The organism is Pseudomonas sp. BC42, from assembly GCF_021560055.1.
Taxonomy (GTDB): Bacteria; Pseudomonadota; Gammaproteobacteria; order Pseudomonadales; family Pseudomonadaceae; genus Aquipseudomonas.
On sequence record NZ_CP091067.1, the window covers coordinates 960,482 to 980,973 of the forward strand.

A 20,492-nucleotide genomic window follows, 5' to 3' on the forward strand; every position below is an offset into this window, starting at 1 on the left:
CCGCGAATCATGCCGATGAGTTGAAGTCTTGTCAAGGGCGGGTGATACGTTCCGCTGAGTGGTCGATCTGAAGAGGCGGGATATTTATTTCCGGCGCTTGACCTGTAAACTCGCGAGCTTTGGCTCTGTGCTGTTGCGGCGCGGAGTATCGCATAAGTGGGCGTCTTTTCGCCTGCTGTTTATCTACAGGCAAACAACCTTTTCATGAACCTGCTCAAGTCATTGGCCGCGGTCAGCTCTATCACGATGCTTTCCCGGGTGCTGGGGTTTGTCCGCGATACCATCATCGCGCGCACCTTCGGCGCCGGGATGGCGACGGATGCTTTCTTCATCGCCTTCAAACTGCCCAACCTGCTGCGACGGATCTTTGCCGAGGGCGCCTTTTCCCAGGCCTTCGTACCGATCCTCGCGGAGTACAAGAGTCAGCAGGGCGAGGAGGCGACCCGCACCTTTATCGCCTATGTCTCGGGGTTGCTGACCCTGGTCCTGGCGCTGGTCACGGCCCTGGGCATCATTGCCGCGCCCTGGGTGATCTGGGCCACGGCGCCGGGTTTCGTCGATTCGCCGGAAAAATTCGCCCTGACCTCCGATCTGTTGCGGGTGACCTTTCCTTATATATTGCTGATTTCGCTGTCCTCGCTGGCCGGGGCGATTCTCAATACCTGGAATCGCTTCTCGGTGCCGGCCTTCGTGCCGACGCTGCTCAATGTCAGCATGATCATCTTTGCGCTGTTCCTGACCCCGTATTTCGATCCGCCCGTGATGGCGCTGGGTTGGGCGGTACTGGCCGGTGGCCTGGCGCAACTGCTCTACCAACTGCCGCACCTGAAGAAGATCGGCATGCTGGTGCTGCCACGCCTGAATCTGCGGGACACCGGTGTCTGGCGGGTGATGAAACAGATGCTGCCGGCGATTCTCGGGGTGTCCGTCAGTCAGATCTCGCTGATCATCAACACCATCTTTGCCTCGTTCCTGGTGGCCGGCTCCGTGTCCTGGATGTATTACGCCGACCGGCTCATGGAGCTGCCGTCCGGCGTGCTGGGGGTCGCCTTGGGGACCATTCTGCTGCCGACCCTGGCCAAGACCTACGCCAGCAAGGATCGTCATGAGTACTCGCGGATCCTCGATTGGGGGTTGCGCCTGTGTTTCATCCTGGTGCTGCCGTGCTCCCTGGCCCTGGGCATACTGGCCGAGCCGCTGACGGTCTCGCTGTTCCAATATGGTGAGTTCAGCGCCTTTGATGCCTCCATGACCCAGCGTGCGCTGGTGGCTTATGCCGTGGGTTTGCTGGGGATCATCGTGATCAAGGTGCTGGCGCCGGGCTTTTATGCGCAGCAGAACATCCGTACGCCGGTGAAAATCGCCATTTTCACCCTGGTCGTCACCCAGTTGCTCAACCTGGCGTTTATCGGCCCCTTGAAGCATGCCGGCCTGGCCCTGGCCATCAGTGCTGGAGCCTGTATCAACGCGGGTCTTTTGTTTTATCAGCTGCGCAAGCAGCAGATGTTCCAGCCGCAGCCGGGCTGGGGGCGCTTTGCGCTGAAGTTGCTGGTGGCTGTGGCGGTCATGTCCGGTGTGCTTCTGGGGTTGCTGCACTTCATGCCGGCCTGGGACCAGGGGCTTATGCTTGCGCGTTTCCTGCGTCTGGGGGTTCTGGTGGTGGCTGGCGTGGTGGCCTATTTCGGCATGCTGGCCCTGTTGGGCTTCCGTTTGCGCGACTTCAATCGCAAAGCCTTGAACTGATGACGCTTTAATGGTCGGGGCAGGGCGGGCACCGGTTTTGTCGGTTCGATCACTTTGGGTTACGGTGTTGCCTGTCGTCGGCCGCCGGGTGTGGTTATAATCGGCCACTTTATGAGCAAGAAGCGCGTTATGCAGCTGGTTCGAGGCCTCCACAATCTGCGCCCCCAGCATCGGGGCTGCGTCGCCACTATTGGCAACTTTGACGGTGTTCACCGTGGTCACCAGGCTATTCTGGGGCGACTGCGTGAGCGTGCGCTTGAGTTGGGTGTGCCCAGCTGCGTGGTGATCTTCGAGCCGCAGCCGCGGGAGTTTTTCTCCCCGGAGACCGCCCCGGCCCGCCTGGCCCGCTTGCGCGACAAGCTGCAGTTGCTGGCTCAGGCAGGTGTCGATCGGGTCCTGTGCCTGGCCTTCAACCAGCGCCTGAGCAAGCTTGGCGCCAGCGAGTTCGTTGAGCGGATCCTGGTGGACGGCCTGGGTGTGCAGCACCTGGAAGTGGGGGACGATTTCCGCTTCGGCTGCGACCGGGTTGGCGATTTCGAGTTCCTGCAACAGGCCGGAGCCACCCACGGATTTACCGTGGAAGCCGCGCAGACCGTTGAGCTGGATGGCTTGCGCGTCAGCAGCACCCAGGTCCGCAATGCCCTGGCCGCTGCCGACTTTGATCTGGCCGAGCGGCTGCTCGGCCGACCGTACCGGATTGCCGGACGGGTCCTGCACGGGCAGAAGCTGGCGCGCCAGTTGGGTACGCCCACTGCCAACGTGCAATTGAAACGCCGCCGCGTGCCGCTGTCCGGGGTCTACCTGGTGAGCGTCGATATCGATGGCAAGACCTGGCCCGGTGTCGCCAATATTGGCGTGCGGCCCACGGTTGCAGGTGATGGCAAGGCCCACCTGGAAGTTCATCTTTTAGATTTTGCCGGCGATCTGTATGACCGGCGTTTGACGGTGGTTTTCCACCACAAGCTGCGTGAAGAGCAGCGTTTCGCCTCCCTGGAGGCGTTGAAGACGGCGATCAATGCGGATGTTGCCGCCGCCCGTGCCCAAGTGGCACGTATCCATAGCGCCAATCGCTAATGAAGAGCCTTAAATGACCGACTATAAAGCCACGTTAAACCTTCCGGACACCGCCTTCCCAATGAAGGCCGGCCTGCCTCAGCGCGAACCACAGATTCTGCAGCGTTGGGACAGCATTGGCCTGTACGGAAAGTTGCGCGAGATTGGCAAGGATCGTCCCAAGTTCGTCCTGCACGACGGTCCTCCCTATGCCAACGGCTCGATTCACATCGGTCATGCGGTCAACAAGATTCTCAAGGACATGATCATCCGCTCGAAAACCCTGGCGGGTTTCGACGCGCCTTATGTTCCGGGTTGGGACTGCCACGGCCTGCCGATCGAGCACAAGGTCGAGGTGACTCACGGCAAGAACCTGTCTTCGGACCAGACTCGCGAGCTGTGCCGCGCCTACGCGTCGGAGCAGATCGAAGGGCAGAAGGCCGAGTTCATCCGCCTGGGCGTGCTGGGTGACTGGGCCAACCCGTACAAGACCATGAACTTCGCCAACGAGGCCGGGGAGATCCGTGCCCTGGCGGAAATGGTCAAGGGTGGCTTCGTGTTCAAGGGCCTGAAGCCGGTGAACTGGTGCTTCGACTGCGGTTCGGCCCTGGCCGAGGCGGAAGTCGAGTATCAGGACAAGAAGTCCGCCACCATCGACGTGGCCTTCCCGATTGCCGACGAAGCCAAGCTGGCTGGCGCCTTCGGCCTGGCCAAGCTGGCCAAGCCCGCCGCCATCGTGATCTGGACCACCACCCCATGGACCATCCCGGCCAACCAGGCGCTGAACGTCCATCCGGAGTTCAACTACGCCCTGGTGGATGCCGGCGAGCGCCTGCTGGTCCTGGCCGAAGAACTGGTGGAGTCCTGCCTGGCTCGCTACAACCTGGAAGGCTCGGTGATCGCCACCGCCCCGGGTTCGGCCCTGGAACTGATCAATTTCCGTCACCCGTTCTATGATCGCCTGTCGCCGGTGTACCTGGCCGAGTACGTGGAACTGGGCGCCGGTACCGGCGTGGTTCACTCCTCGCCTGCCTACGGTGAAGACGACTTCGTGACCTGCAAGCGCTACGGCATGGTCAACGACGACATCCTCAACCCGGTACAGAGCAACGGTGTCTACGCGTCGTCGCTGGAGTTCTTCGGCGGCCAGTTCATCTGGAAGGCCAACCCGGCCATCGTCGACAAGCTGAGCGAAGTCGGCGCGCTGCTGCACACCGAAACCATCAGCCACAGCTACATGCACTGCTGGCGTCACAAGACCCCGCTGATCTATCGCGCCACCGCGCAATGGTTCGTCGGCATGGACAAGCAGCCGGAAGCCGGCGGCACCCTGCGTCAGCGCGCCCTGCAAGCCATCGAGGACACCCAGTTCGTCCCGGCCTGGGGCCAGGCGCGCCTGCACTCGATGATCGCCAACCGTCCGGACTGGTGCATCTCCCGCCAGCGCAACTGGGGCGTGCCGATTCCGTTCTTCCTGCACAAGGAAAGCGGCGAACTGCACCCACGTACCGTCGAGCTGATGGAAGAGGTGGCCAAGCGCGTCGAACAGCAAGGCATCGAAGCCTGGTTCAAGATGGACGCCACTGAACTGCTGGGCGACGAAGCCAGCCAGTACGACAAGATCAGCGACACCCTGGACGTCTGGTTCGATTCCGGCACCACCCACTGGCACGTGCTGCGCGGTTCGCACCCGATGGGCCATGAAAGCGGCCCGCGTGCCGACCTGTACCTGGAAGGTTCCGACCAGCACCGCGGCTGGTTCCACTCGTCCCTGCTCACCGGTTGCGCCATCGACAACCACGCGCCGTATCGCGAACTGCTGACCCACGGTTTCACCGTGGACGAGAACGGCCGCAAGATGTCCAAGTCCCTGGGCAACGTGATCGCCCCGCAGAAGGTCAACGACACCTTGGGCGCCGACATCATGCGCCTGTGGGTTTCGGCCACCGACTACTCCGGCGAGATGGCGGTTTCCGATCAGATCCTGCAGCGCAGCGCCGACGCCTACCGGCGTATCCGTAACACCGCGCGCTTCCTGCTCTCCAACCTGAGCGGCTTCAACCCGGCCACCGACCTGCTGCCGGCTGAAGACATGCTGGCCCTGGACCGTTGGGCCGTGGACCGTACCCTGCTGCTGCAGCGCGAGCTGGAGCTGCACTACGGCGAATACCGCTTCTGGAACGTCTACTCCAAGGTGCACAACTTCTGCGTGCAGGAGCTGGGCGGCTTCTACCTGGACATCATCAAGGACCGCCAGTACACCACCGGCGCCAACAGCCAGGCCCGGCGTTCCTGCCAGACCGCGCTGTTCCACATCTCCGAAGCGCTGGTGCGCTGGATCGCGCCGATCCTGGCCTTTACCGCCGACGAGCTGTGGCAGTACCTGCCGGGCGAGCGCAACGAATCGGTGATGCTCAACACCTGGTACGAAGGCCTGAGCGAGTTGCCGGAAGGCTTCGAGCTGGACCGCGCCTTCTGGGAGCGGATCATGGCGGTCAAGGCCGCGGTCAACAAGGAACTGGAGAACCAGCGCGCCGCGAAAGCGGTGGGTGGCAACCTGCAGGCCGAAGTGACCCTGTACGCCGAGGATTCGCTGTCGGCCGATCTGGCCAAGCTGAGCAACGAACTGCGCTTCGTGCTGATCACCTCCACCGCCAGCGTCGCGCCTCTGGCCCAGGCCCCGGCTGACGCGGTGGAAACCGAAGTCAGCGGCCTCAAGCTGAAAGTGGTCAAGTCGAGCTTCGTCAAGTGCGCCCGTTGCTGGCACTGCCGCGAAGACGTTGGTGTGCATCCGGAGCATCCGGAAATCTGCGGGCGTTGCGTGGACAACATCAGCGGCGCAGGCGAGGTTCGTCACTATGCCTAACGCCGCAGGCCGTTTCGGCCGTTTGGGCTGGCTGTGGTTGAGCGTGCTGGTCCTGGTCATCGATCAGGTCAGCAAGCTGCACTTCGAAAGTTCGTTGAGCATGTACCAGCAGATCGTGGTGATCCCGGACTACTTTAGCTGGACCCTGGCCTACAACACCGGTGCGGCCTTCAGCTTTCTTGCGGACAGCTCCGGCTGGCAGCGCTGGCTGTTTGCCCTGATCGCGATTGTGGTCAGCGCGGTGCTGGTGGTCTGGCTCAAGCGTCTGGGGCGCAATGAAACCTGGCTGGCCATCGCCCTGGCCCTGGTACTGGGCGGGGCTCTGGGCAACCTGTACGACCGCATCGCCCTGGGTCACGTGATCGATTTCATCCTGGTGCACTGGCAGAACCGCTGGTACTTCCCGGCATTCAACTTCGCCGACAGCGCCATTACCGTCGGCGCGGTGATGCTGGCCCTGGATATGTTCAAGAGCAAGAAAACCGGAGAAGCCGTTCATGACTGAACAGGTATTGACTGAACAACGTATCGGTCAGAACACCGAAGTCACTTTGCACTTCGCATTGCGCCTGGAGAACGGCGACACCGTAGACAGCACCTTCGACAAGGCCCCGGCGACCTTCAAGGTCGGCGATGGCAACCTGCTACCCGGGTTCGAAGCAGCGCTGTTCGGCTTCAAGGCTGGTGACAAGCGCCATCTGACGATCGAGCCGGAAAACGCCTTCGGCCAGCCCAACCCGCAGAACGTGCAGATCATCCCGCGTTCGCAGTTCCAGGACATGGAGCTGTCGGAAGGCTTGCTGGTGATCTTCAATGACGCGGCCAACACTGAATTGCCCGGTGTGGTCAAAGCGTTCGATGACGCTCAGGTCACCGTCGACTTCAACCACCCGCTGGCCGGCAAGACCCTGACCTTTGATGTCGAGATCATCGACGTCAAAGCGCTTTAACAGCATCGCCGGCACGCTGCCTCCTATTCTGTAGGAGCCGGTTTGCCGGCGATCCGCTGTCTACAACGATCTAACTTCTTGCGCGCAAGACACGAGGCACAGCATGCAAATCAAACTCGCCAACCCCCGTGGCTTCTGCGCCGGTGTGGACCGGGCGATCGAAATCGTCAATCGCGCCCTGGAAGTCTTCGGGCCGCCGATCTACGTCCGGCATGAAGTGGTACACAACAAATTTGTCGTCGAAGACCTGCGCAATCGCGGAGCGATCTTCGTCGAAGAGCTGGACCAGGTGCCGGATGACGTCATTGTCATCTTCAGCGCCCACGGTGTTTCCCAGGCGGTGCGCAGCGAAGCCGCCGGTCGTGGCCTCAAGGTGTTCGATGCCACCTGCCCACTGGTGACCAAGGTGCATATCGAAGTGGCGCGCTACAGCCGCGACGGTCGTGAATGCATCCTGATCGGCCACGCCGGCCACCCGGAAGTCGAAGGCACCATGGGCCAGTACGATGCTGGCAATGGCGGCGCCATCTACCTGGTGGAAGACGAGAAGGACGTGGCCGAGCTGCAGGTGCGCAACCCCGAGCGCCTGGCCTTCGTGACCCAGACCACCTTGTCCATGGATGACACCAGCCGGGTGATCGACGCCCTGCGTGCGCGCTTCCCGGCCATTGGCGGGCCGCGCAAGGACGACATCTGCTATGCCACGCAAAACCGCCAGGACGCGGTCAAGCAACTGGCCGACGAATGCGACGTGGTACTGGTGGTAGGCAGCCCCAACAGCTCCAACTCCAACCGCCTGCGCGAGCTGGCCGAGCGCATGGCCACCCCGGCCTACCTGATCGACGGTGCCGAGGATCTGCAGCGCAGTTGGTTCGACGGGGTCGAGCGGATTGGCATCACCGCCGGTGCTTCGGCGCCGGAGGTTCTGGTGCGTGGGGTGATCCAGCAGTTGCAAGCCTGGGGCGCCACGGGGGCCGACGAGCTGGCGGGACGCGAAGAGAACATCACCTTCTCCATGCCCAAGGAGCTGCGGGTTCGCTCCCTGCTCTGATCAGCCTGCTGTCGCACACAAGGCCTGCTCGGCGGCATCGCTGCGCAGGCTGACCCGCCCGCTGCGTGACAGCACCACCTGATGACGGCTGTGCTCCCGGTCTGCCTGGCAGATGTGCAGGGTGCCGGCCTGGAAGGCGCCACTGGGCAGCAACGGGTTGCCCAATGGGCTGAAACGCACGTAATGCTGCACCGGGCGATTACCCACTATCAGGACCTGCCCACCGCTGCGCCGCTCGATCAGCAGCGGATTCTCCGAATCCTCCGGCCCCTTGCCACTGATATCCAGAATGATGCGCCAGCCCCGGCTCCAGTCGTTGTCCAGGCCATGGATCAGCGCGGTGCGTTGATGCAGGATTGCCGCCGCCCGGGCATTGCGCAGGCCGCTGGCAAGCATCTGCGCGGAGTCCTGCTGGCGATTGGAGCGCAGCAGCTCACTGAGGGCGGCGCTGGACAGTGGCAGCAACAGTGCCAGCACCGCCAGCGCGCTCAGCAGTTCGATCAGGCTGAAACCCTTCTCATGCATGTGCTATCCCTCCCTGGAACGCCCGATTTCACACGATAGGTACCCGCCCTTGAGCCAAAGGGCCACAGTGCCAGTCTCCGACCGGCCAGGCGTTGAACTGTTATAGCCGAGGACGTTGCCAAGGCTTGCCATGAATTTGCGTACAAAGGGTTTCAGCTAGCGGCAACCGCACATCGCGCTGTGCGTTGTCGCTTGCGGCACATGCTGTGTGGGGGCGCAGGGCAATGTATTGCGGGGTGTTCCAGCCAGCGGCCTGGGGGCGACGCCGAGGCTAACCTCTGGAGGCGGCCGCATCGATTTGCGCCGTCCTGGCGCGGCTCGCCGAACTTGAGGGGCCGTCGCCTGCGGCGAGTGACCGGATCCTGTCGCAATCGAGCTGGGAGTCATGGAGGACATTACGGATGAACCGGTGGCATGCACAGGACGGCATGTCCTTGATCGAGGTGCTGGTGGCGCTGTCGATTCTGGCGCTGGGCCTGTTGGGAGCGGCGGCGCTGCAGATCAGGGCGCTGCAGCATACCGACAGTGCGCGAATGAGCACTCAGGCCAGCTTTATCGCCTACGACATGCTCGATCGCATTCGGGCCAACGTATCTGCCGATTACACCCTTGGTACTCCCTCTGAGGGCAACACGGGCACGGTGCGGGATCAGGACCTGGTGGACTTTGCCGGCAACGTCGCCAGCTTTGGCGGGCCCGGCGCCAAGGGGCGCATCAGCGTCAACCAGCAGGTCTACACCGTTCGCATCACCTGGGACGACTCCCGTGCCGCGGGCCGGGTTGCCAGCCAGCGCAGCCTGGAAATCAGCAGCCGAGTGGCGGTGGGGCCGGGAGGCACGCCGTGAAGCGAGGCAACTGCGGTTTTGCGCTGGTGGAGATGATGCTGGCCCTGCTCTTGGGGCTGGTGCTGGTGTTGGCCGCAACCCAGGTATTTATCGCGGCAAAACACACCTACCTCAGCCAGAGCGCCGCGGCCTACTTGCAGGAGGATGGGCGGTTTGTCCTGAGCAAGATGCTCCAGGAAATTCGCATGGCGGGGCTGGCAGGGTGTTTGCGGGACGTCGACGACGCGAGTATCGCCACGGAATTTTCTCGTTACCGGGCCACCCCGATTCAGTGGGACAGTGCCGAGCACAAGCTGACCCTGATCACCGCGGATGTCGGTGAGGATGGCGGGGCGCCGACCTGGAGCCTGGTCACCGACTGCCAGCGCAGCGCGGTGGCCTATTCGGGGGCTCATCCAGGAGGTGTCGGGCAGCAGGTGTTTGCCTTGCGACGAGTGTTCTACAGCTACAAGAACCATCAACTGTTGTTCGGCAGTGGCCTGGGCAAGCAGCAGGCGGTGCTGTTGGACAACGTCGAAGCCTTCGATGTCGGGTTCGGTGTGGCCCGCTCCGCAACGCATAGCGGGGTTGCTCGCTACAGCCCGCATCCGGGGGATCCGGCGCGGATCCGCAGCGTGCGATTGCGCCTGACCCTGGCCGATCCCGACGCTCGGGTCGGCCCACAGAGCTACGCGGTGGTGGCGGCCTTGCGCAATAGGTTGCCCTGATGAGGTACCCGGCAGGATTCAAGCCCGACGGCGAACGGGGCATGGCGTTGTTGGTGAGCCTGGTGTTTCTGCTGGTGCTGAGCCTGATCGGCCTGTCATCCCTGCAGAACGCCACCTTGCAGGAAAAGATGGCCGCCAGTCTGCTGCTGCACAATCGGGCTTTCCAGGCTGCGGAGGCGGCGCTGCGCCTGGGGGAAGGCGCGGTCCGCCGGGGTGATGACTCTTTGCCGCTGTGCGCGGATCCTGTGCGGTGTGCACCTCCCGCTGAATCGACGGTGGTCAGCGGTGCCGGCTTCAATGAGGCTTCGGCGGTGACCTGGGTCGCCACCGGCGAGGGTTTTTATGCGGTGCAGAACCTGGGGATTGTCCGGAATGCGCTCGGCCTGCCCCCCGACACTTCGGCCACTCTGTACCGAGTGACTGCAGTAGGGCTGGCGGGGCAGGCGCGCAGCGTGCTGGAGAGCATTTATGCCAAGTACTGATTCCGAGATGCTGCGGTGCCGGTGGCCGTTGGTGTTTGCGCTCGTGCTGCTGGGCAATGGGGGGCAGGTTGTCGCAAGCGACGTTCAGTCGCCGGTCAGGGTGGCTGATCAGATTCCGGAGCCCTCTGGCCTATCCGGTTCGTGGTCCTTGAGTGCTGGGTGGCTCGAAACTGGTGTGTGTGGCTCAGGCCAAGCCTGCGGGAAATTGATCGAGTTGCAGGCGTTCAGCGGTAAGATGCTCGACGCCGCGCCGCTGGACGCCGACGGTGCTGGAGTCGTGACGGATCAGGAAGCCTTCTCCACGGGCACCGGATTCGTCGATGGGCTCCCCGGCCGCGCGGGCGTTTCCAGCCATCAGCCCCGCAAGATCGTCAGCGCCCCTGGCGGCGCCAGCAGCTCCCTGGAGCAAAGGTCCAGCGGTGGCAGCCGGCGCATCCTGTGGCGACAAATTCAGTAAGCGAGATTCTTGACCATGCGCAGATCCAACCAAGGTTTTACCCTGATCGAAATCATGATCGTGATTGCGATCATAGGTCTGGTCCTGACCTTGAGCCTTCCCAGCATCACCGAATACCTGAAGAAGCCCCATCGCAGCGAAATCGCGGCGTTGCTCACCGAGCAGGCACAGCAGCTCGAACGCCACTTCTCCAAAGCCGGGGTCTACAGCAACGCTCCGGACCTGAGTGCCGGCAACGATTACTACAGCATCGCCCCGACCCTGACCGACACCGGCTTCTCGCTGACCGCATCGCCCAAGGCCGATACGCTGATGGCGGGGGACAAATGCGGCAGCTTCAGCATCGATCAAACCGGCGCCATCAGCGTCACAGGTCAAGCCGAAGGGCTGACGGCCAAGGACTGCTGGGGGCGTTGATCACGGGTTTCGGGGGCTGCGGCGCCCACTGTCTTTCTCTTGAATGGATCTGACTATGGTTGAACAACAGCAAGTGCTGGTGGTGGGCGGCGGGGTGATCGGTCTGCTCACGGCCTTCAATCTGGCGTCCTGGGGCCAGCGGGTACGACTTGTGGAGCGCTCGGACCTGGGGCGCGAGTCGTCCTGGGCCGGTGGCGGGATCGTTTCGCCGCTGTATCCCTGGCGCTACAGTCCGGCGGTCACGGCCCTGGCCCACTGGTCCCAGGATTTTTATCCACAGCTGGCGCAGCAACTGCTGAACGCCACCGGGGTCGATCCCGAGGTCCATACCACCGGGCTCTATTGGCTGGACCTCGAAGACCAGGCCCTGGCGCTGGAGTGGGCGCAACGCGAAGGCCGTCCCCTGAGTGCCGTGGACATCTCGGCGGTGCATGACGGAGTCCCGGTGCTGGGTGTCGGCTACCAGCGGGCGATCTACATGGCCAATGTGGCCAATGTGCGCAACCCGCGTCTGGTCAAATCCCTCAAGGCGGCTTTGCAGGCCTTGCCCAATGTGCGCATTGACGAGCAATGCGCGGTCAGTGGTTTTATCCACGACGGCCAGCGAGTGGCAGGGGTGCATAGCTCGCTCGGAGAGATTCGTGCCGACCAGGTGGTGCTTTGCGCTGGTGCCTGGAGTGGCGAGTTGCTCGGCAGCCTGGGGCTGGAGCTGCCCGTGGAGCCGGTTAAGGGGCAGATGATCCTCTACAAGTGCGCTGCCGATTTCCTCTCCTGCATGGTTCTGGCCAAGGGGCGTTATGCCATTCCACGACGGGACGGCCATATCCTGGTGGGCAGCACCCTGGAGCATGAGGGCTTCGACAAGACCCCGACCGCCTCGGCACTGGAAAGCCTCAAGGCCTCGGCCGTCGAGCTGATCCCTGCCCTGGCGGATGCCGAAGTGGTGGGGCATTGGGCTGGGCTGCGACCCGGCTCTCCCGAGGGGATTCCCTATATCGGACCGGTTCCCGGGTTTGCCGGCCTGTGGCTCAACTGCGGGCATTACCGCAACGGTCTGGTGCTGGCACCGGCTTCCTGCCAGTTGTTCTGCGACCTGTTGCTGGGGCATGCACCGATCATCGATCCGGCGCCCTATGCCCCTGAGGGGCGGGTCTAGTCCAGTCCGAGCTTCTTCATGCGATAGCGCATCGAACGCAGCGACAGGCTCAACCGCCGGGCCGCCTCCGTGCGGTTCCAGCGGGTTTGCTCCAGGGTCTGGAGCAGCAACTGGCGCTCCACCTGCTGCAGGTGCCGCGCCAGATCGAGATTGAGGGCGGGCCCCGGCGGGAGCTCGTTCTCAGGTTCGGGTGCCGGTAAGTTCAGGTCTGCCACCTCGATCCACGGACTCTCGCAAAGGGCCTGGGCCCGTTCCAGCAGGTTCTCCAGTTCACGCACATTGCCGGGGAAGTCGTAGCGCTCCAGGGCTTGCAGCGCTTGTGGGTGCAACTGTGGGGCTGGCCGGCCACTGCTGGCGGCCAGACGCTGGAGGATGTGCCGGGCCAGTAGCCCGATATCGTCCCGACGTTCGCGCAGGGCGGGAACCCGCAACTCGATGACATTCAGCCGATAAAACAGGTCCTGGCGAAAGCGTCCGGCTTGCACTTCGCTTTTCAGATCCTTGTGGGTCGCACAGAGGATTCGTACATCCACCGCCTGTTCTTCCTGAGCGCCTACTGAGCGCACTGACTTTTCCTGCAAGGTTCGCAGCAGTTTCACCTGCATGACCAGCGGCAGGTCGGCGATCTCGTCAAGGAACAGGGTGCCGCCATGAGCGGCCCGGAACAGTCCGGGCTGATCCATCAGGGCGCCGCTGAAGCTGCCCTTGCGGTGACCGAAAAACTCGCTCTCCATCAGTTCGCCGGGAATCGCTCCGCAGTTGACCGGGACAAAGGGCTGTGCGGCTCTGGGGCCTGACTGGTGGATCAATCGGGCCACTCGTTCCTTGCCGCTGCCGGACTCGCCGCTGATGTAGAGCGGCGCGAGGCTGGCGGCCAGTTTGGCAATATGCCGGCGCAGGATGACCATGGGCGGCGAATCCCCCGGCAGTTGCTCAGAGAAGCGAGTCGCCACACCCGAGTGTTGTCGTTTCAGGGCGGTGGCCACCCAGTCCCGCAGGCGCTTGAGGTCCAGAGGCTTTGGCAGCAGGTCGCAGGTTTCGGCATCCAGGGCGCTGGTTGGCGCGCAGGCCTCGTGGCTGAGCAGGGCCACCGGCAGTTGGGGATGGTGCCGGCGAATATGCTGCAGCAGCTCCAGGCCGCTGCCGTCCGGCAGGTGCAGGTCGGTCAGGCACAGGTCGAAATGCTCCCGGGCCAGGTGGCTGCGGGCCTCCTGCAGGCTGCGGGCGCTTTGGGTGTGCAGGCGCATGCGGCCCAGGGTGATCTCCAGCACAGAGCGGATTTCCCTGGTCTCATCGACCACCAGCGCTCTGTGCTGTGGATTCATGGTGGTGGCCGTCTTTCTCCGGGGGTGAGCAGCGGGCGACAGCGCTCGTGCTGAAGGCGAGAGATGAAGTCTAGGCCCGCGGGGAGGCGCGCGCAGGGGCTTGGGCGACGGTTATTTTGTCGCCAGTTGTGTGGGTTGGCGCCCCGAGTCCGGGGCTGGCAGGGCGAGGGGAAAGCAAGGGCTTTCGGTGCTGACGCAAGGGCTCAAGGTGCGCGTGTCGGGAATGGCTACGCGCTTGAGCCCATGTCGCAGCTGTCAGCGGTCCTGGCGGCCAGGGCCTTGCTCCAGATGTGCCTGGCTGCAGTACCACTGTTGCGACAGGCTCAGCGCCCGATCCTGAGGCAGGTGCACGCCGCAGTGGGCACAGCGCACCATTGGTGTAGTGGCCGGTTCGTGGGGGCTGCGGGGTGTGGCCGCGGGGCGCTTGAACTTGCGCCAGAACCATACCGCAGCGGCAATCAGGGCGATCCAGAACAGTAGACGAAGCATGGTGACCCGCTTTGTGGGGGGAGAGAGGCGGCAGTTTAGCCAAGCGCCTGGCAGGCGCACAGGCCCAAGAAGTGTCAGGCATGAAAAAGGGAGACTTGAAGTCTCCCTTTATTTGCTGCGCTGGCTGTCAGTCGAACACGCCGAAGGTCATGTAGCTGAACCAGGAACGGTCGCTGTTGTTGCCGGCGGCCTCGTGCTTTTCTTCCTCGATCGCATCGCCGTTGCTGTCTTTGGGCTTGAGCTCCGATGGGATCGCGTCCTTGGCGTCCTGGTACTGCTTCATCACGTCCTGGTTGGCGCGGGTTTCTCCCGGCGGCAGCGGTGGGCGAGACTCGATCAGGCCCAGGGTGGCCTTGCTCAGCCACGAACGGTTGTCGGCTTCCGCCACGCGCGGTACGAACTGGCCGTCCACCAGGCTTGGGTGATTCGGGTAGTTGAGCTTCAGGGTTTCCAGGCTGGTTGCAGCCAGCTCGTCCAGGTGCAGGCGCTGGTAGGCCTCGGTCATCACCGCCAGGCCGTCACCCACGGAAGGGGTTTCCTGGAAGTTTTCCACTACGTAGCGGCCACGGTTGGCGGCGGCGACGTAGGCCTGGCGGGTCAGGTAGTAGTCGGCCACGTGGATTTCGTAGGCGGCCAGCAGGTTGCGCAGGTAGATCATGCGCTGCTTGGCGTCCGGGGCGTAGCGGCTGTTGGGGAAGCGGCTGGTGAGCTGGGCGAACTCGTTGTAGGAGTCGCGGGCGGCACCCGGGTCACGCTTGGTCATGTCCAGTGGCAGGAAGCGCGCCAGCAGGCCGACGTCCTGGTCGAAGGAGGTCAGGCCCTTGAGGTAGTAGGCGTAGTCCACGTTCGGGTGCTGGGGATGCAGGCGAATGAAGCGCTCGGCAGCGGACTTGGCGGCTTCCGGCTCGGCATTCTTGTAGTTGGCGTAGATCAGCTCGAGCTGTGCCTGATCGGCGTAGCGACCAAAGGGATAGCGCGATTCCAGGGCCTTGAGCTTGGCTGTGGCGCTGGTATAGCTGTGGTTGTCCAGGTCGGTCTGCGCCTGCTGGTACAACTCGACTTCGCTCAGGTTTTCGTCAACGACTTCCTTCGATGAGCAAGCAGCGGTCAGTGCGAGGATGGCGATCAGCAGCAGGTGTTTCACTTGCATGGCGGCTTGCGTCCCTATGACGGCCGCTGTCTTGGGCGGGGCCGTCCTGTTATGATGAGCGCCCCGTTGAAAGCCTCGGGGCAAAAGACGCCGTATTTAACCACAAGCGCGCAGCCGAAACCAAAGGCTGTGCCGACGCCCAGTCCGAGCATGTCCGATAAAATTGAACTTCGCGCAGAGGTGCCGTCCGAACTGGGCGGTCAACGCCTCGATCAAGTCGCCGCCCAACTATTCGCTGAGCATTCGCGCTCGCGCCTTTCCGCCTGGATCAAAGACGGCCGCCTGACTGTGGACGGAGCGGTGATCCGCCCGCGGGACATCGTGCACGGCGGTGCCGTACTCGAGCTGACCGCCGAGCAGGAGGCCCAGGGCGAGTGGATCGCCCAGGACATCGAGCTGGACATCGTCTATGAGGACGACGACATCCTGGTGATCAACAAGCCCGCGGGCCTGGTGGTGCACCCGGCTGCCGGCCATGCTGATGGCACCTTGCTCAACGCCTTGCTGCATCACGTTCCCGACATTATCAATGTGCCTCGGGCCGGTATCGTCCACCGCCTGGACAAGGACACCACCGGTCTGATGGTGGTGGCCAAGACCATCCAGGCCCAGACCCAGCTGGTGGCCCAGTTGCAGAGCCGCAGCGTCAGCCGCATCTATGAATGCATCGTGATCGGTGTGGTCACCGCCGGGGGCAAGATCAACGCGCCCATCGGTCGTCACGGCCAGCAGCGTCAGCGTATGGCGGTGATGGAAGGCGGCAAGCAGGCCGTCAGCCACTATCGGGTACTGGAGCGTTTCCGTTCCCACACCCACGTGCGGGTCAAGCTGGAGACCGGTCGTACCCACCAGATCCGGGTGCACATGGCCCATATCAACTTCCCGTTGGTGGGCGACCCGGCCTATGGCGGTCGTTTCCGCATTCCGCCGGCGGCCAGCCAGACCATGGTCGAGTCGCTGAAAAACTTCCCGCGCCAGGCCCTGCATGCCCGTTTCCTGGAACTGGATCATCCGACCACCGGTGAACGCATGAGCTGGGAGTCGCCATTGCCGGATGACTTCGTCTGGCTGTTGTCGCTGCTCAAGCAAGACCGTGAGGCGTTCGTCGGATGAGTGACTGGCTGCTGCCTGACTGGCCCGCGCCGGCCGGGGTCAGAGCCTGTGTCACCACCCGCAGCGGCGGCGTCAGCCTGGCGCCGTTCGACAGCCTGAATCTGGGCGATCACGTTGAAGACCAACCTGAAGCGGTGGCCGAAAACCGACGGCGCCTGACCGAGCGTTTCGACATTGCTCCGGCCTGGTTGCAACAGGTGCACGGGATTGCCGTGGCCCACGCTGATCCGTCGGTGGTGGCAACGGCCGATGCCAGTTGGTCGGCGACTCCGGGCATCGCCTGTGCGGTGATGACTGCCGATTGTCTGCCGGCGCTGTTCTGCAACCGAAGCGGAACCCGGGTTGCGGCGGCTCATGCCGGTTGGCGCGGGCTGGCGGCCGGTGTGCTGGAAGCCACCCTCGACAGCCTGGATGCTGCACCCGCCGAAGTGCTGGTATGGCTGGGGCCGGCCATTGGCCCGGAGCGTTTTGAGGTCGGGGCTGAAGTGCGCGAAGCCTTCGTCAGCCAGTTGGCTGCTACCGAGCAAGCCTTTGTACCAAGCGTCAATGCCGGCCGCTTCATGGCCGACATCTACCAGCTGGCGCGCCTGCGCCTGGCGGCTCGGGGGGTAACGGCGGTCTATGGTGGCGGCTACTGCACCGTGACCGACCCACGCTTCTTTTCTTACCGACGCAGCCCGCGTACCGGACGTTTTGCCTCCCTTATCTGGCTAGAGCGCTAGACTCATCTGACTTGCGTCAAGCTGCTGGCGCTTGAATCTCCCAGAATCGACCGCATCTAGAGAAACATCTGGCAGGTTTCTCTATTTAGGTGTGTCCATCGCTCCGGCCTGCTCAAAAGGAAGGTGACTAATGCGTATAGACCGATTAACCAGCAAGCTTCAGCTGGCCTTATCCGATTCTCAATCTCTGGCGGTTGGCCTGGATCATCCGGCCATCGAGCCAGCGCACCTGATGCAGGCGCTGCTTGAACAGCAGGGCGGTTCGATCAAGCCCTTGCTGATGCAAGTGGGCTTCGACGTCAACAGCCTGCGCAAGGAACTGAGCAAAGAGCTCGATAAACTGCCGAAAATCCAGAACCCCACTGGCGACGTCAACATGTCCCAGGATCTGGCGCGCCTGCTCAACCAGGCCGATCGCCTGGCGCAGCAGAAAGGCGATCAGTTCATTTCCAGTGAACTGGTGCTGCTGGCGGCCATGGATGAAAACAGCAAGCTCGGCAAACTGCTGCTGGGCCAGGGCGTGAGCAAGAAGGCTCTGGAGAACGCCATCAACAACCTGCGCGGCGGCGAGGCGGTAAATGACGCCAACGTCGAGGAGTCGCGTCAGGCCCTGGATAAATACACCGTTGACCTGACCAAGCGCGCGGAGGAAGGCAAGCTCGATCCGGTGATTGGCCGTGACGATGAAATTCGCCGGACCATCCAGGTGCTGCAGCGTCGTACCAAGAACAACCCGGTGCTGATCGGTGAGCCCGGCGTGGGCAAGACGGCCATCGCCGAAGGCCTGGCCCAGCGGATCATCAATGGTGAGGTGCCCGATGGCCTGAAAGGCAAGCGCCTGCTGTCCCTGGACATGGGGGCCCTGATTGCCGGTGCCAAGTACCGTGGCGAGTTCGAAGAGCGCCTGAAATCCCTGCTCAATGAGCTGTCGAAGCAGGAAGGCCAGATCATTCTGTTCATCGACGAGCTGCATACCATGGTCGGCGCGGGCAAGGGCGAAGGCTCCATGGATGCGGGCAACATGCTCAAGCCGGCGTTGGCCCGTGGTGAGCTGCACTGCGTGGGTGCCACCACGCTCAACGAGTACCGCCAATATATAGAGAAGGATGCGGCCCTCGAACGGCGCTTCCAGAAAGTGCTGGTGGACGAGCCGAGCGAGGAAGACACCATCGCTATCCTGCGTGGCCTGAAAGAGCGCTACGAGGTGCACCACAAGGTGGCGATCACTGACGGTGCGATCATCGCCGCGGCCAAGCTCAGCCATCGTTACATCACTGACCGGCAACTGCCGGACAAGGCCATCGACCTGATCGACGAGGCCGCCAGCCGCATCCGCATGGAGATCGACTCCAAGCCGGAAGTGCTGGATCGCCTGGAGCGGCGCCTGATTCAGCTCAAGGTTGAATCCCAGGCCCTGAAGAAAGAAGACGATGAGGCCGCGATCAAGCGCCTGGAAAAACTCCAGGAAGAGATCGTCCGCCTGGAGCGTGAATACGCTGACCTGGAAGAAGTCTGGACCTCGGAGAAAGCCGAAGTGCAGGGTTCCGCACAGATTCAGCAGAAGATCGAGCAGTCGCGTCAGGAACTGGAAGCGGCCCGACGTAAAGGCGACCTCAATCGCATGGCCGAACTGCAGTACGGGGTGATCCCGGATCTGGAGCGCAGCCTGCAGATGGTCGATCAGCACGGCCACAGTGAGAATCAGTTGCTGCGCAGCAAGGTCACCGAGGAAGAAATTGCCGAAGTGGTGTCCAAGTGGACCGGCATCCCGGTGTCGAAAATGCTCGAAGGCGAGCGGGACAAGCTGTTGAAGATGGAAAGCCTGCTGCATCAGCGGGTGATCGGCCAGAACGAGGCCGTGGTGGCGGTATCCAACGCGGTACGCCGCTCTCGGGCCGGGTTGTCCGATCCGAACCGTCCCAGCGGCTCGTTCATGTTTCTCGGCCCAACCGGGGTCGGCAAGACCGAACTGTGCAAGGCCCTGGCGGAATTTCTCTTCGACACCGAAGAGGCCATGGTGCGGATCGACATGTCCGAGTTCATGGAGAAACATTCCGTGGCTCGCCTGATCGGTGCGCCACCGGGCTATGTCGGTTACGAAGAGGGCGGCTATCTGACCGAAGCCGTGCGTCGCAAGCCGTACTCGGTGATCCTGCTGGACGAAGTCGAGAAGGCGCACCCGGATGTGTTCAACATCCTGCTGCAGGTGCTCGAAGATGGTCGCCTGACGGACAGCCACGGACGTACTGTGGACTTTCGCAACACGGTGATCGTCATGACCTCCAACCTGGGCTCGGCACAGATCCAGGAACTGGTGGGGGACCGTGAAGCACAACGGGCAGCGGTGATGGATGCGGTGTCCACTCACTTCCGGCCGGAATTCATCAACCGTGTCGACGAAGTGGTGATCTTCGAGCCTCTGGCGCGGGATCAGATCGCGGGCATCACGCAGATCCAGCTGGGGCGCCTGCGCAGCCGTCTGGCGGAGCGCGAGCTGAGCCTGGTGCTGAGCGACGAAGCCTTGGACAAGCTGATCGCCGTGGGTTACGACCCGGTGTATGGCGCGCGGCCGTTGAAGCGGGCCATTCAGCGCTGGATCGAGAACCCGTTGGCCCAGTTGATCCTGTCCGGTGGTTTCTTGCCGGGCGCAACAGTTACCGCCTCGGTGCAGGACGACGAAATCGTCTTTGCCTGAACCTTGGGTGGCCGCTGAGTAAAAAGGCCTCGCCTGGCGAGGCCTTTTTTTTCACTAGGGTGTTGAACTGTAAGGAAAAGGCTTGTAAAGTGCGCCCCGCAGTCAGTCACCCCCCTAGGTTTTTTCTGATGTAGAAGAAACCGGCAATGAAGTCGCAAATCATTGTCTTAAAAGCAATTTAAGGGGTTGACAGGTAGTTTGAAGATTGTAAAATAGCGCGCCTCAGAGGCATGAACGTAGCGATACGGACAAGCCGAAGAGGATGAAGTAAAAGTTGTAACTTGAAATATGTAGTTCCGTGATAGCTCAGTCGGTAGAGCAAATGACTGTTAATCATTGGGTCCCAGGTTCGAGTCCTGGTCACGGAGCCAATTTCAAACCGGGGTATAGCGCAGTCCGGTAGCGCGCCTGCTTTGGGAGCAGGATGTCAGGAGTTCGAATCCCCTTACCCCGACCATTTTTGGGTCGTTAGCTCAGTTGGTAGAGCAGTTGGCTTTTAACCAATTGGTCGTAGGTTCGAATCCCACACGACCCACCATTTTTGAGACCAGTTCGCTGGAATCGAATCTTAAGATCAGACGCCAAAAGCTCTGTTCGCAGAAGGCGCCTTTTAAAGGTGCCTTTTTTTTACCGGGGTATAGCGCAGTCCGGTAGCGCGCCTGCTTTGGGAGCAGGATGTCGGGAGTTCGAATCCCCCTACCCCGACCATATTCACGAAGAAGGGCACCTCTTGAGGTGCCCTTTTT

At 62.5% G+C, this 20,492-nt stretch carries 19 protein-coding genes and 4 tRNA genes; 19 read left to right on the plus strand and 4 right to left on the minus strand.

Annotation, left to right across the window (positions count from 1 at the left end):
* Positions 1–204 precede the first annotated feature (204 nt).
* From murJ to ispH, 6 genes are all read left to right on the plus strand, one after another.
* Positions 205–1,743 carry a murein biosynthesis integral membrane protein MurJ gene (gene murJ / locus L1O02_RS04505; protein WP_060841166.1) on the plus strand — a complete coding sequence of 513 codons (1,539 nt, stop codon included), beginning with the start codon at positions 205–207 and terminating at the stop codon, positions 1,741–1,743.
* Positions 1,744–1,872: 129 nt separating this feature from the next.
* Positions 1,873–2,817 carry a bifunctional riboflavin kinase/FAD synthetase gene (gene ribF / locus L1O02_RS04510; protein ID WP_060841165.1) on the plus strand — a complete coding sequence of 315 codons (945 nt, stop codon included), beginning with the start codon at positions 1,873–1,875 and terminating at the stop codon, positions 2,815–2,817.
* A gap of 13 nt (positions 2,818–2,830) precedes the next feature.
* On the plus strand, positions 2,831–5,662 hold the full coding sequence (gene ileS, locus L1O02_RS04515) for an isoleucine--tRNA ligase (protein WP_060844675.1): 2,832 nt from the start codon (positions 2,831–2,833) through the stop codon (positions 5,660–5,662).
* Positions 5,655–6,167: a signal peptidase II gene (gene lspA, locus L1O02_RS04520; protein WP_016964296.1), complete on the plus strand. Its 513-nt coding sequence runs from the start codon at positions 5,655–5,657 to the stop codon at positions 6,165–6,167. The genes ileS and lspA overlap by 8 nt, the downstream gene beginning before the upstream one ends.
* Positions 6,160–6,612: an FKBP-type peptidyl-prolyl cis-trans isomerase gene (gene fkpB / locus L1O02_RS04525; protein WP_060841163.1), complete on the plus strand. Its 453-nt coding sequence runs from the start codon at positions 6,160–6,162 to the stop codon at positions 6,610–6,612. The genes lspA and fkpB overlap by 8 nt, the downstream gene beginning before the upstream one ends.
* Before the next feature lie 103 nt (positions 6,613–6,715).
* On the plus strand, positions 6,716–7,663 hold the full coding sequence (gene ispH / locus L1O02_RS04530; RefSeq protein ID WP_108546214.1) for a 4-hydroxy-3-methylbut-2-enyl diphosphate reductase: 948 nt from the start codon (positions 6,716–6,718) through the stop codon (positions 7,661–7,663).
* On the opposite strand, the gene L1O02_RS04535 is transcribed toward ispH, so the two are convergent.
* Positions 7,664–8,188, minus strand: a complete 525-nt coding sequence (locus L1O02_RS04535; protein WP_060841161.1) for a GspH/FimT family protein — start codon at positions 8,186–8,188, stop codon at positions 7,664–7,666.
* Positions 8,189–8,589: 401 nt separating this feature from the next.
* Between L1O02_RS04535 and pilV the strand changes: the two genes are divergently transcribed.
* Genes pilV through thiO form a run of 6 tightly spaced genes read left to right on the plus strand, consistent with a single transcriptional unit; the run spans position 8,590 to position 12,252 of the window.
* Positions 8,590–9,033 carry a type IV pilus modification protein PilV gene (gene pilV, locus L1O02_RS04540; protein WP_108546215.1) on the plus strand — a complete coding sequence of 148 codons (444 nt, stop codon included), beginning with the start codon at positions 8,590–8,592 and terminating at the stop codon, positions 9,031–9,033.
* Complete coding sequence (locus L1O02_RS04545) at positions 9,030–9,740, plus strand: prepilin-type N-terminal cleavage/methylation domain-containing protein (RefSeq protein ID WP_108546216.1); 711 nt, start codon at positions 9,030–9,032, stop codon at positions 9,738–9,740. Before pilV ends, L1O02_RS04545 begins: the two co-directional genes overlap by 4 nt.
* Complete coding sequence (locus L1O02_RS04550; protein ID WP_232513182.1) at positions 9,740–10,222, plus strand: PilX N-terminal domain-containing pilus assembly protein; 483 nt, start codon at positions 9,740–9,742, stop codon at positions 10,220–10,222. The genes L1O02_RS04545 and L1O02_RS04550 overlap by 1 nt, the downstream gene beginning before the upstream one ends.
* A complete protein-coding gene (locus L1O02_RS04555; protein WP_108546217.1) occupies positions 10,209–10,679 on the plus strand; it encodes a hypothetical protein in 471 nt (156 codons plus the stop codon). Before L1O02_RS04550 ends, L1O02_RS04555 begins: the two co-directional genes overlap by 14 nt.
* A 15-nt stretch (positions 10,680–10,694) precedes the next feature.
* Complete coding sequence (locus L1O02_RS04560) at positions 10,695–11,096, plus strand: type IV pilin protein (protein WP_108546218.1); 402 nt, start codon at positions 10,695–10,697, stop codon at positions 11,094–11,096.
* Positions 11,097–11,151: 55 nt separating this feature from the next.
* Positions 11,152–12,252 carry a glycine oxidase ThiO gene (gene thiO / locus L1O02_RS04565; protein ID WP_108546219.1) on the plus strand — a complete coding sequence of 367 codons (1,101 nt, stop codon included), beginning with the start codon at positions 11,152–11,154 and terminating at the stop codon, positions 12,250–12,252.
* Here thiO and L1O02_RS04570 read toward each other — a convergent pair.
* The 3 genes from L1O02_RS04570 to L1O02_RS04580 form a co-directional block, all read right to left on the minus strand.
* On the minus strand, positions 12,249–13,577 hold the full coding sequence (locus tag L1O02_RS04570) for a sigma-54 dependent transcriptional regulator (protein ID WP_108546220.1): 1,329 nt from the start codon (positions 13,575–13,577) through the stop codon (positions 12,249–12,251). The two genes, thiO and L1O02_RS04570, sit on opposite strands and share 4 nt — an antisense overlap.
* A 255-nt stretch (positions 13,578–13,832) precedes the next feature.
* The gene (locus tag L1O02_RS04575) at positions 13,833–14,066 is read right to left on the minus strand and encodes a PP0621 family protein (protein ID WP_060841153.1); all 234 of its coding nucleotides are present in this window, start codon (positions 14,064–14,066) and stop codon (positions 13,833–13,835) included.
* A 127-nt stretch (positions 14,067–14,193) separates the two neighbouring features.
* Positions 14,194–15,216, minus strand: a complete 1,023-nt coding sequence (locus tag L1O02_RS04580; protein WP_060841152.1) for an outer membrane protein assembly factor BamD — start codon at positions 15,214–15,216, stop codon at positions 14,194–14,196.
* Positions 15,217–15,366: 150 nt separating this feature from the next.
* Here L1O02_RS04580 and rluD point away from each other — a divergent pair, with 150 nt between their 5' ends.
* From rluD to L1O02_RS04615, 7 genes are all read left to right on the plus strand, one after another.
* Positions 15,367–16,329, plus strand: a complete 963-nt coding sequence (gene rluD, locus L1O02_RS04585) for a 23S rRNA pseudouridine(1911/1915/1917) synthase RluD (RefSeq protein ID WP_016964308.1) — start codon at positions 15,367–15,369, stop codon at positions 16,327–16,329.
* On the plus strand, positions 16,326–17,051 hold the full coding sequence (gene pgeF, locus L1O02_RS04590) for a peptidoglycan editing factor PgeF (protein ID WP_060841151.1): 726 nt from the start codon (positions 16,326–16,328) through the stop codon (positions 17,049–17,051). The genes rluD and pgeF overlap by 4 nt, the downstream gene beginning before the upstream one ends.
* A gap of 130 nt (positions 17,052–17,181) precedes the next feature.
* A complete protein-coding gene (clpB, locus tag L1O02_RS04595) occupies positions 17,182–19,746 on the plus strand; it encodes an ATP-dependent chaperone ClpB (protein WP_060841150.1) in 2,565 nt (854 codons plus the stop codon).
* A gap of 295 nt (positions 19,747–20,041) precedes the next feature.
* Positions 20,042–20,117, plus strand: a tRNA-Asn gene (locus L1O02_RS04600).
* Positions 20,118–20,126: 9 nt separating this feature from the next.
* Positions 20,127–20,203 (plus strand) — tRNA-Pro (locus tag L1O02_RS04605).
* Between the two features lie 5 nt (positions 20,204–20,208).
* A tRNA-Lys gene (locus L1O02_RS04610) sits at positions 20,209–20,284 on the plus strand.
* A 93-nt stretch (positions 20,285–20,377) separates the two neighbouring features.
* Positions 20,378–20,454: transfer RNA gene (locus L1O02_RS04615), tRNA-Pro, on the plus strand.
* Positions 20,455–20,492 lie beyond the last annotated feature (38 nt).

What these genes read in the sequence shown, in the direction of transcription:
- L1O02_RS04580 (WP_060841152.1), bottom strand. Translation starts at nt 15,216, where the DNA reads ATGCAAGTGAAACACCTGCTGCTGATCGCCATCCTCGCACTGACCGCT.
- L1O02_RS04560 (WP_108546218.1), top strand. Translation starts at nt 10,695, where the DNA reads ATGCGCAGATCCAACCAAGGTTTTACCCTGATCGAAATCATGATCGTG.
- L1O02_RS04555 (WP_108546217.1), top strand. Translation starts at nt 10,209, where the DNA reads ATGCCAAGTACTGATTCCGAGATGCTGCGGTGCCGGTGGCCGTTGGTG.
- ileS (WP_060844675.1), top strand. Translation starts at nt 2,831, where the DNA reads ATGACCGACTATAAAGCCACGTTAAACCTTCCGGACACCGCCTTCCCA.
- L1O02_RS04575 (WP_060841153.1), bottom strand. Translation starts at nt 14,066, where the DNA reads ATGCTTCGTCTACTGTTCTGGATCGCCCTGATTGCCGCTGCGGTATGG.
- murJ (WP_060841166.1), top strand. Translation starts at nt 205, where the DNA reads ATGAACCTGCTCAAGTCATTGGCCGCGGTCAGCTCTATCACGATGCTT.
- ispH (WP_108546214.1), top strand. Translation starts at nt 6,716, where the DNA reads ATGCAAATCAAACTCGCCAACCCCCGTGGCTTCTGCGCCGGTGTGGAC.
- lspA (WP_016964296.1), top strand. Translation starts at nt 5,655, where the DNA reads ATGCCTAACGCCGCAGGCCGTTTCGGCCGTTTGGGCTGGCTGTGGTTG.
- pgeF (WP_060841151.1), top strand. Translation starts at nt 16,326, where the DNA reads ATGAGTGACTGGCTGCTGCCTGACTGGCCCGCGCCGGCCGGGGTCAGA.
- L1O02_RS04535 (WP_060841161.1), bottom strand. Translation starts at nt 8,188, where the DNA reads ATGCATGAGAAGGGTTTCAGCCTGATCGAACTGCTGAGCGCGCTGGCG.
- L1O02_RS04550 (WP_232513182.1), top strand. Translation starts at nt 9,740, where the DNA reads ATGAGGTACCCGGCAGGATTCAAGCCCGACGGCGAACGGGGCATGGCG.
- fkpB (WP_060841163.1), top strand. Translation starts at nt 6,160, where the DNA reads ATGACTGAACAGGTATTGACTGAACAACGTATCGGTCAGAACACCGAA.
- pilV (WP_108546215.1), top strand. Translation starts at nt 8,590, where the DNA reads ATGAACCGGTGGCATGCACAGGACGGCATGTCCTTGATCGAGGTGCTG.
- ribF (WP_060841165.1), top strand. Translation starts at nt 1,873, where the DNA reads ATGCAGCTGGTTCGAGGCCTCCACAATCTGCGCCCCCAGCATCGGGGC.
- clpB (WP_060841150.1), top strand. Translation starts at nt 17,182, where the DNA reads ATGCGTATAGACCGATTAACCAGCAAGCTTCAGCTGGCCTTATCCGAT.
- rluD (WP_016964308.1), top strand. Translation starts at nt 15,367, where the DNA reads ATGTCCGATAAAATTGAACTTCGCGCAGAGGTGCCGTCCGAACTGGGC.
- thiO (WP_108546219.1), top strand. Translation starts at nt 11,152, where the DNA reads ATGGTTGAACAACAGCAAGTGCTGGTGGTGGGCGGCGGGGTGATCGGT.
- L1O02_RS04570 (WP_108546220.1), bottom strand. Translation starts at nt 13,577, where the DNA reads ATGAATCCACAGCACAGAGCGCTGGTGGTCGATGAGACCAGGGAAATC.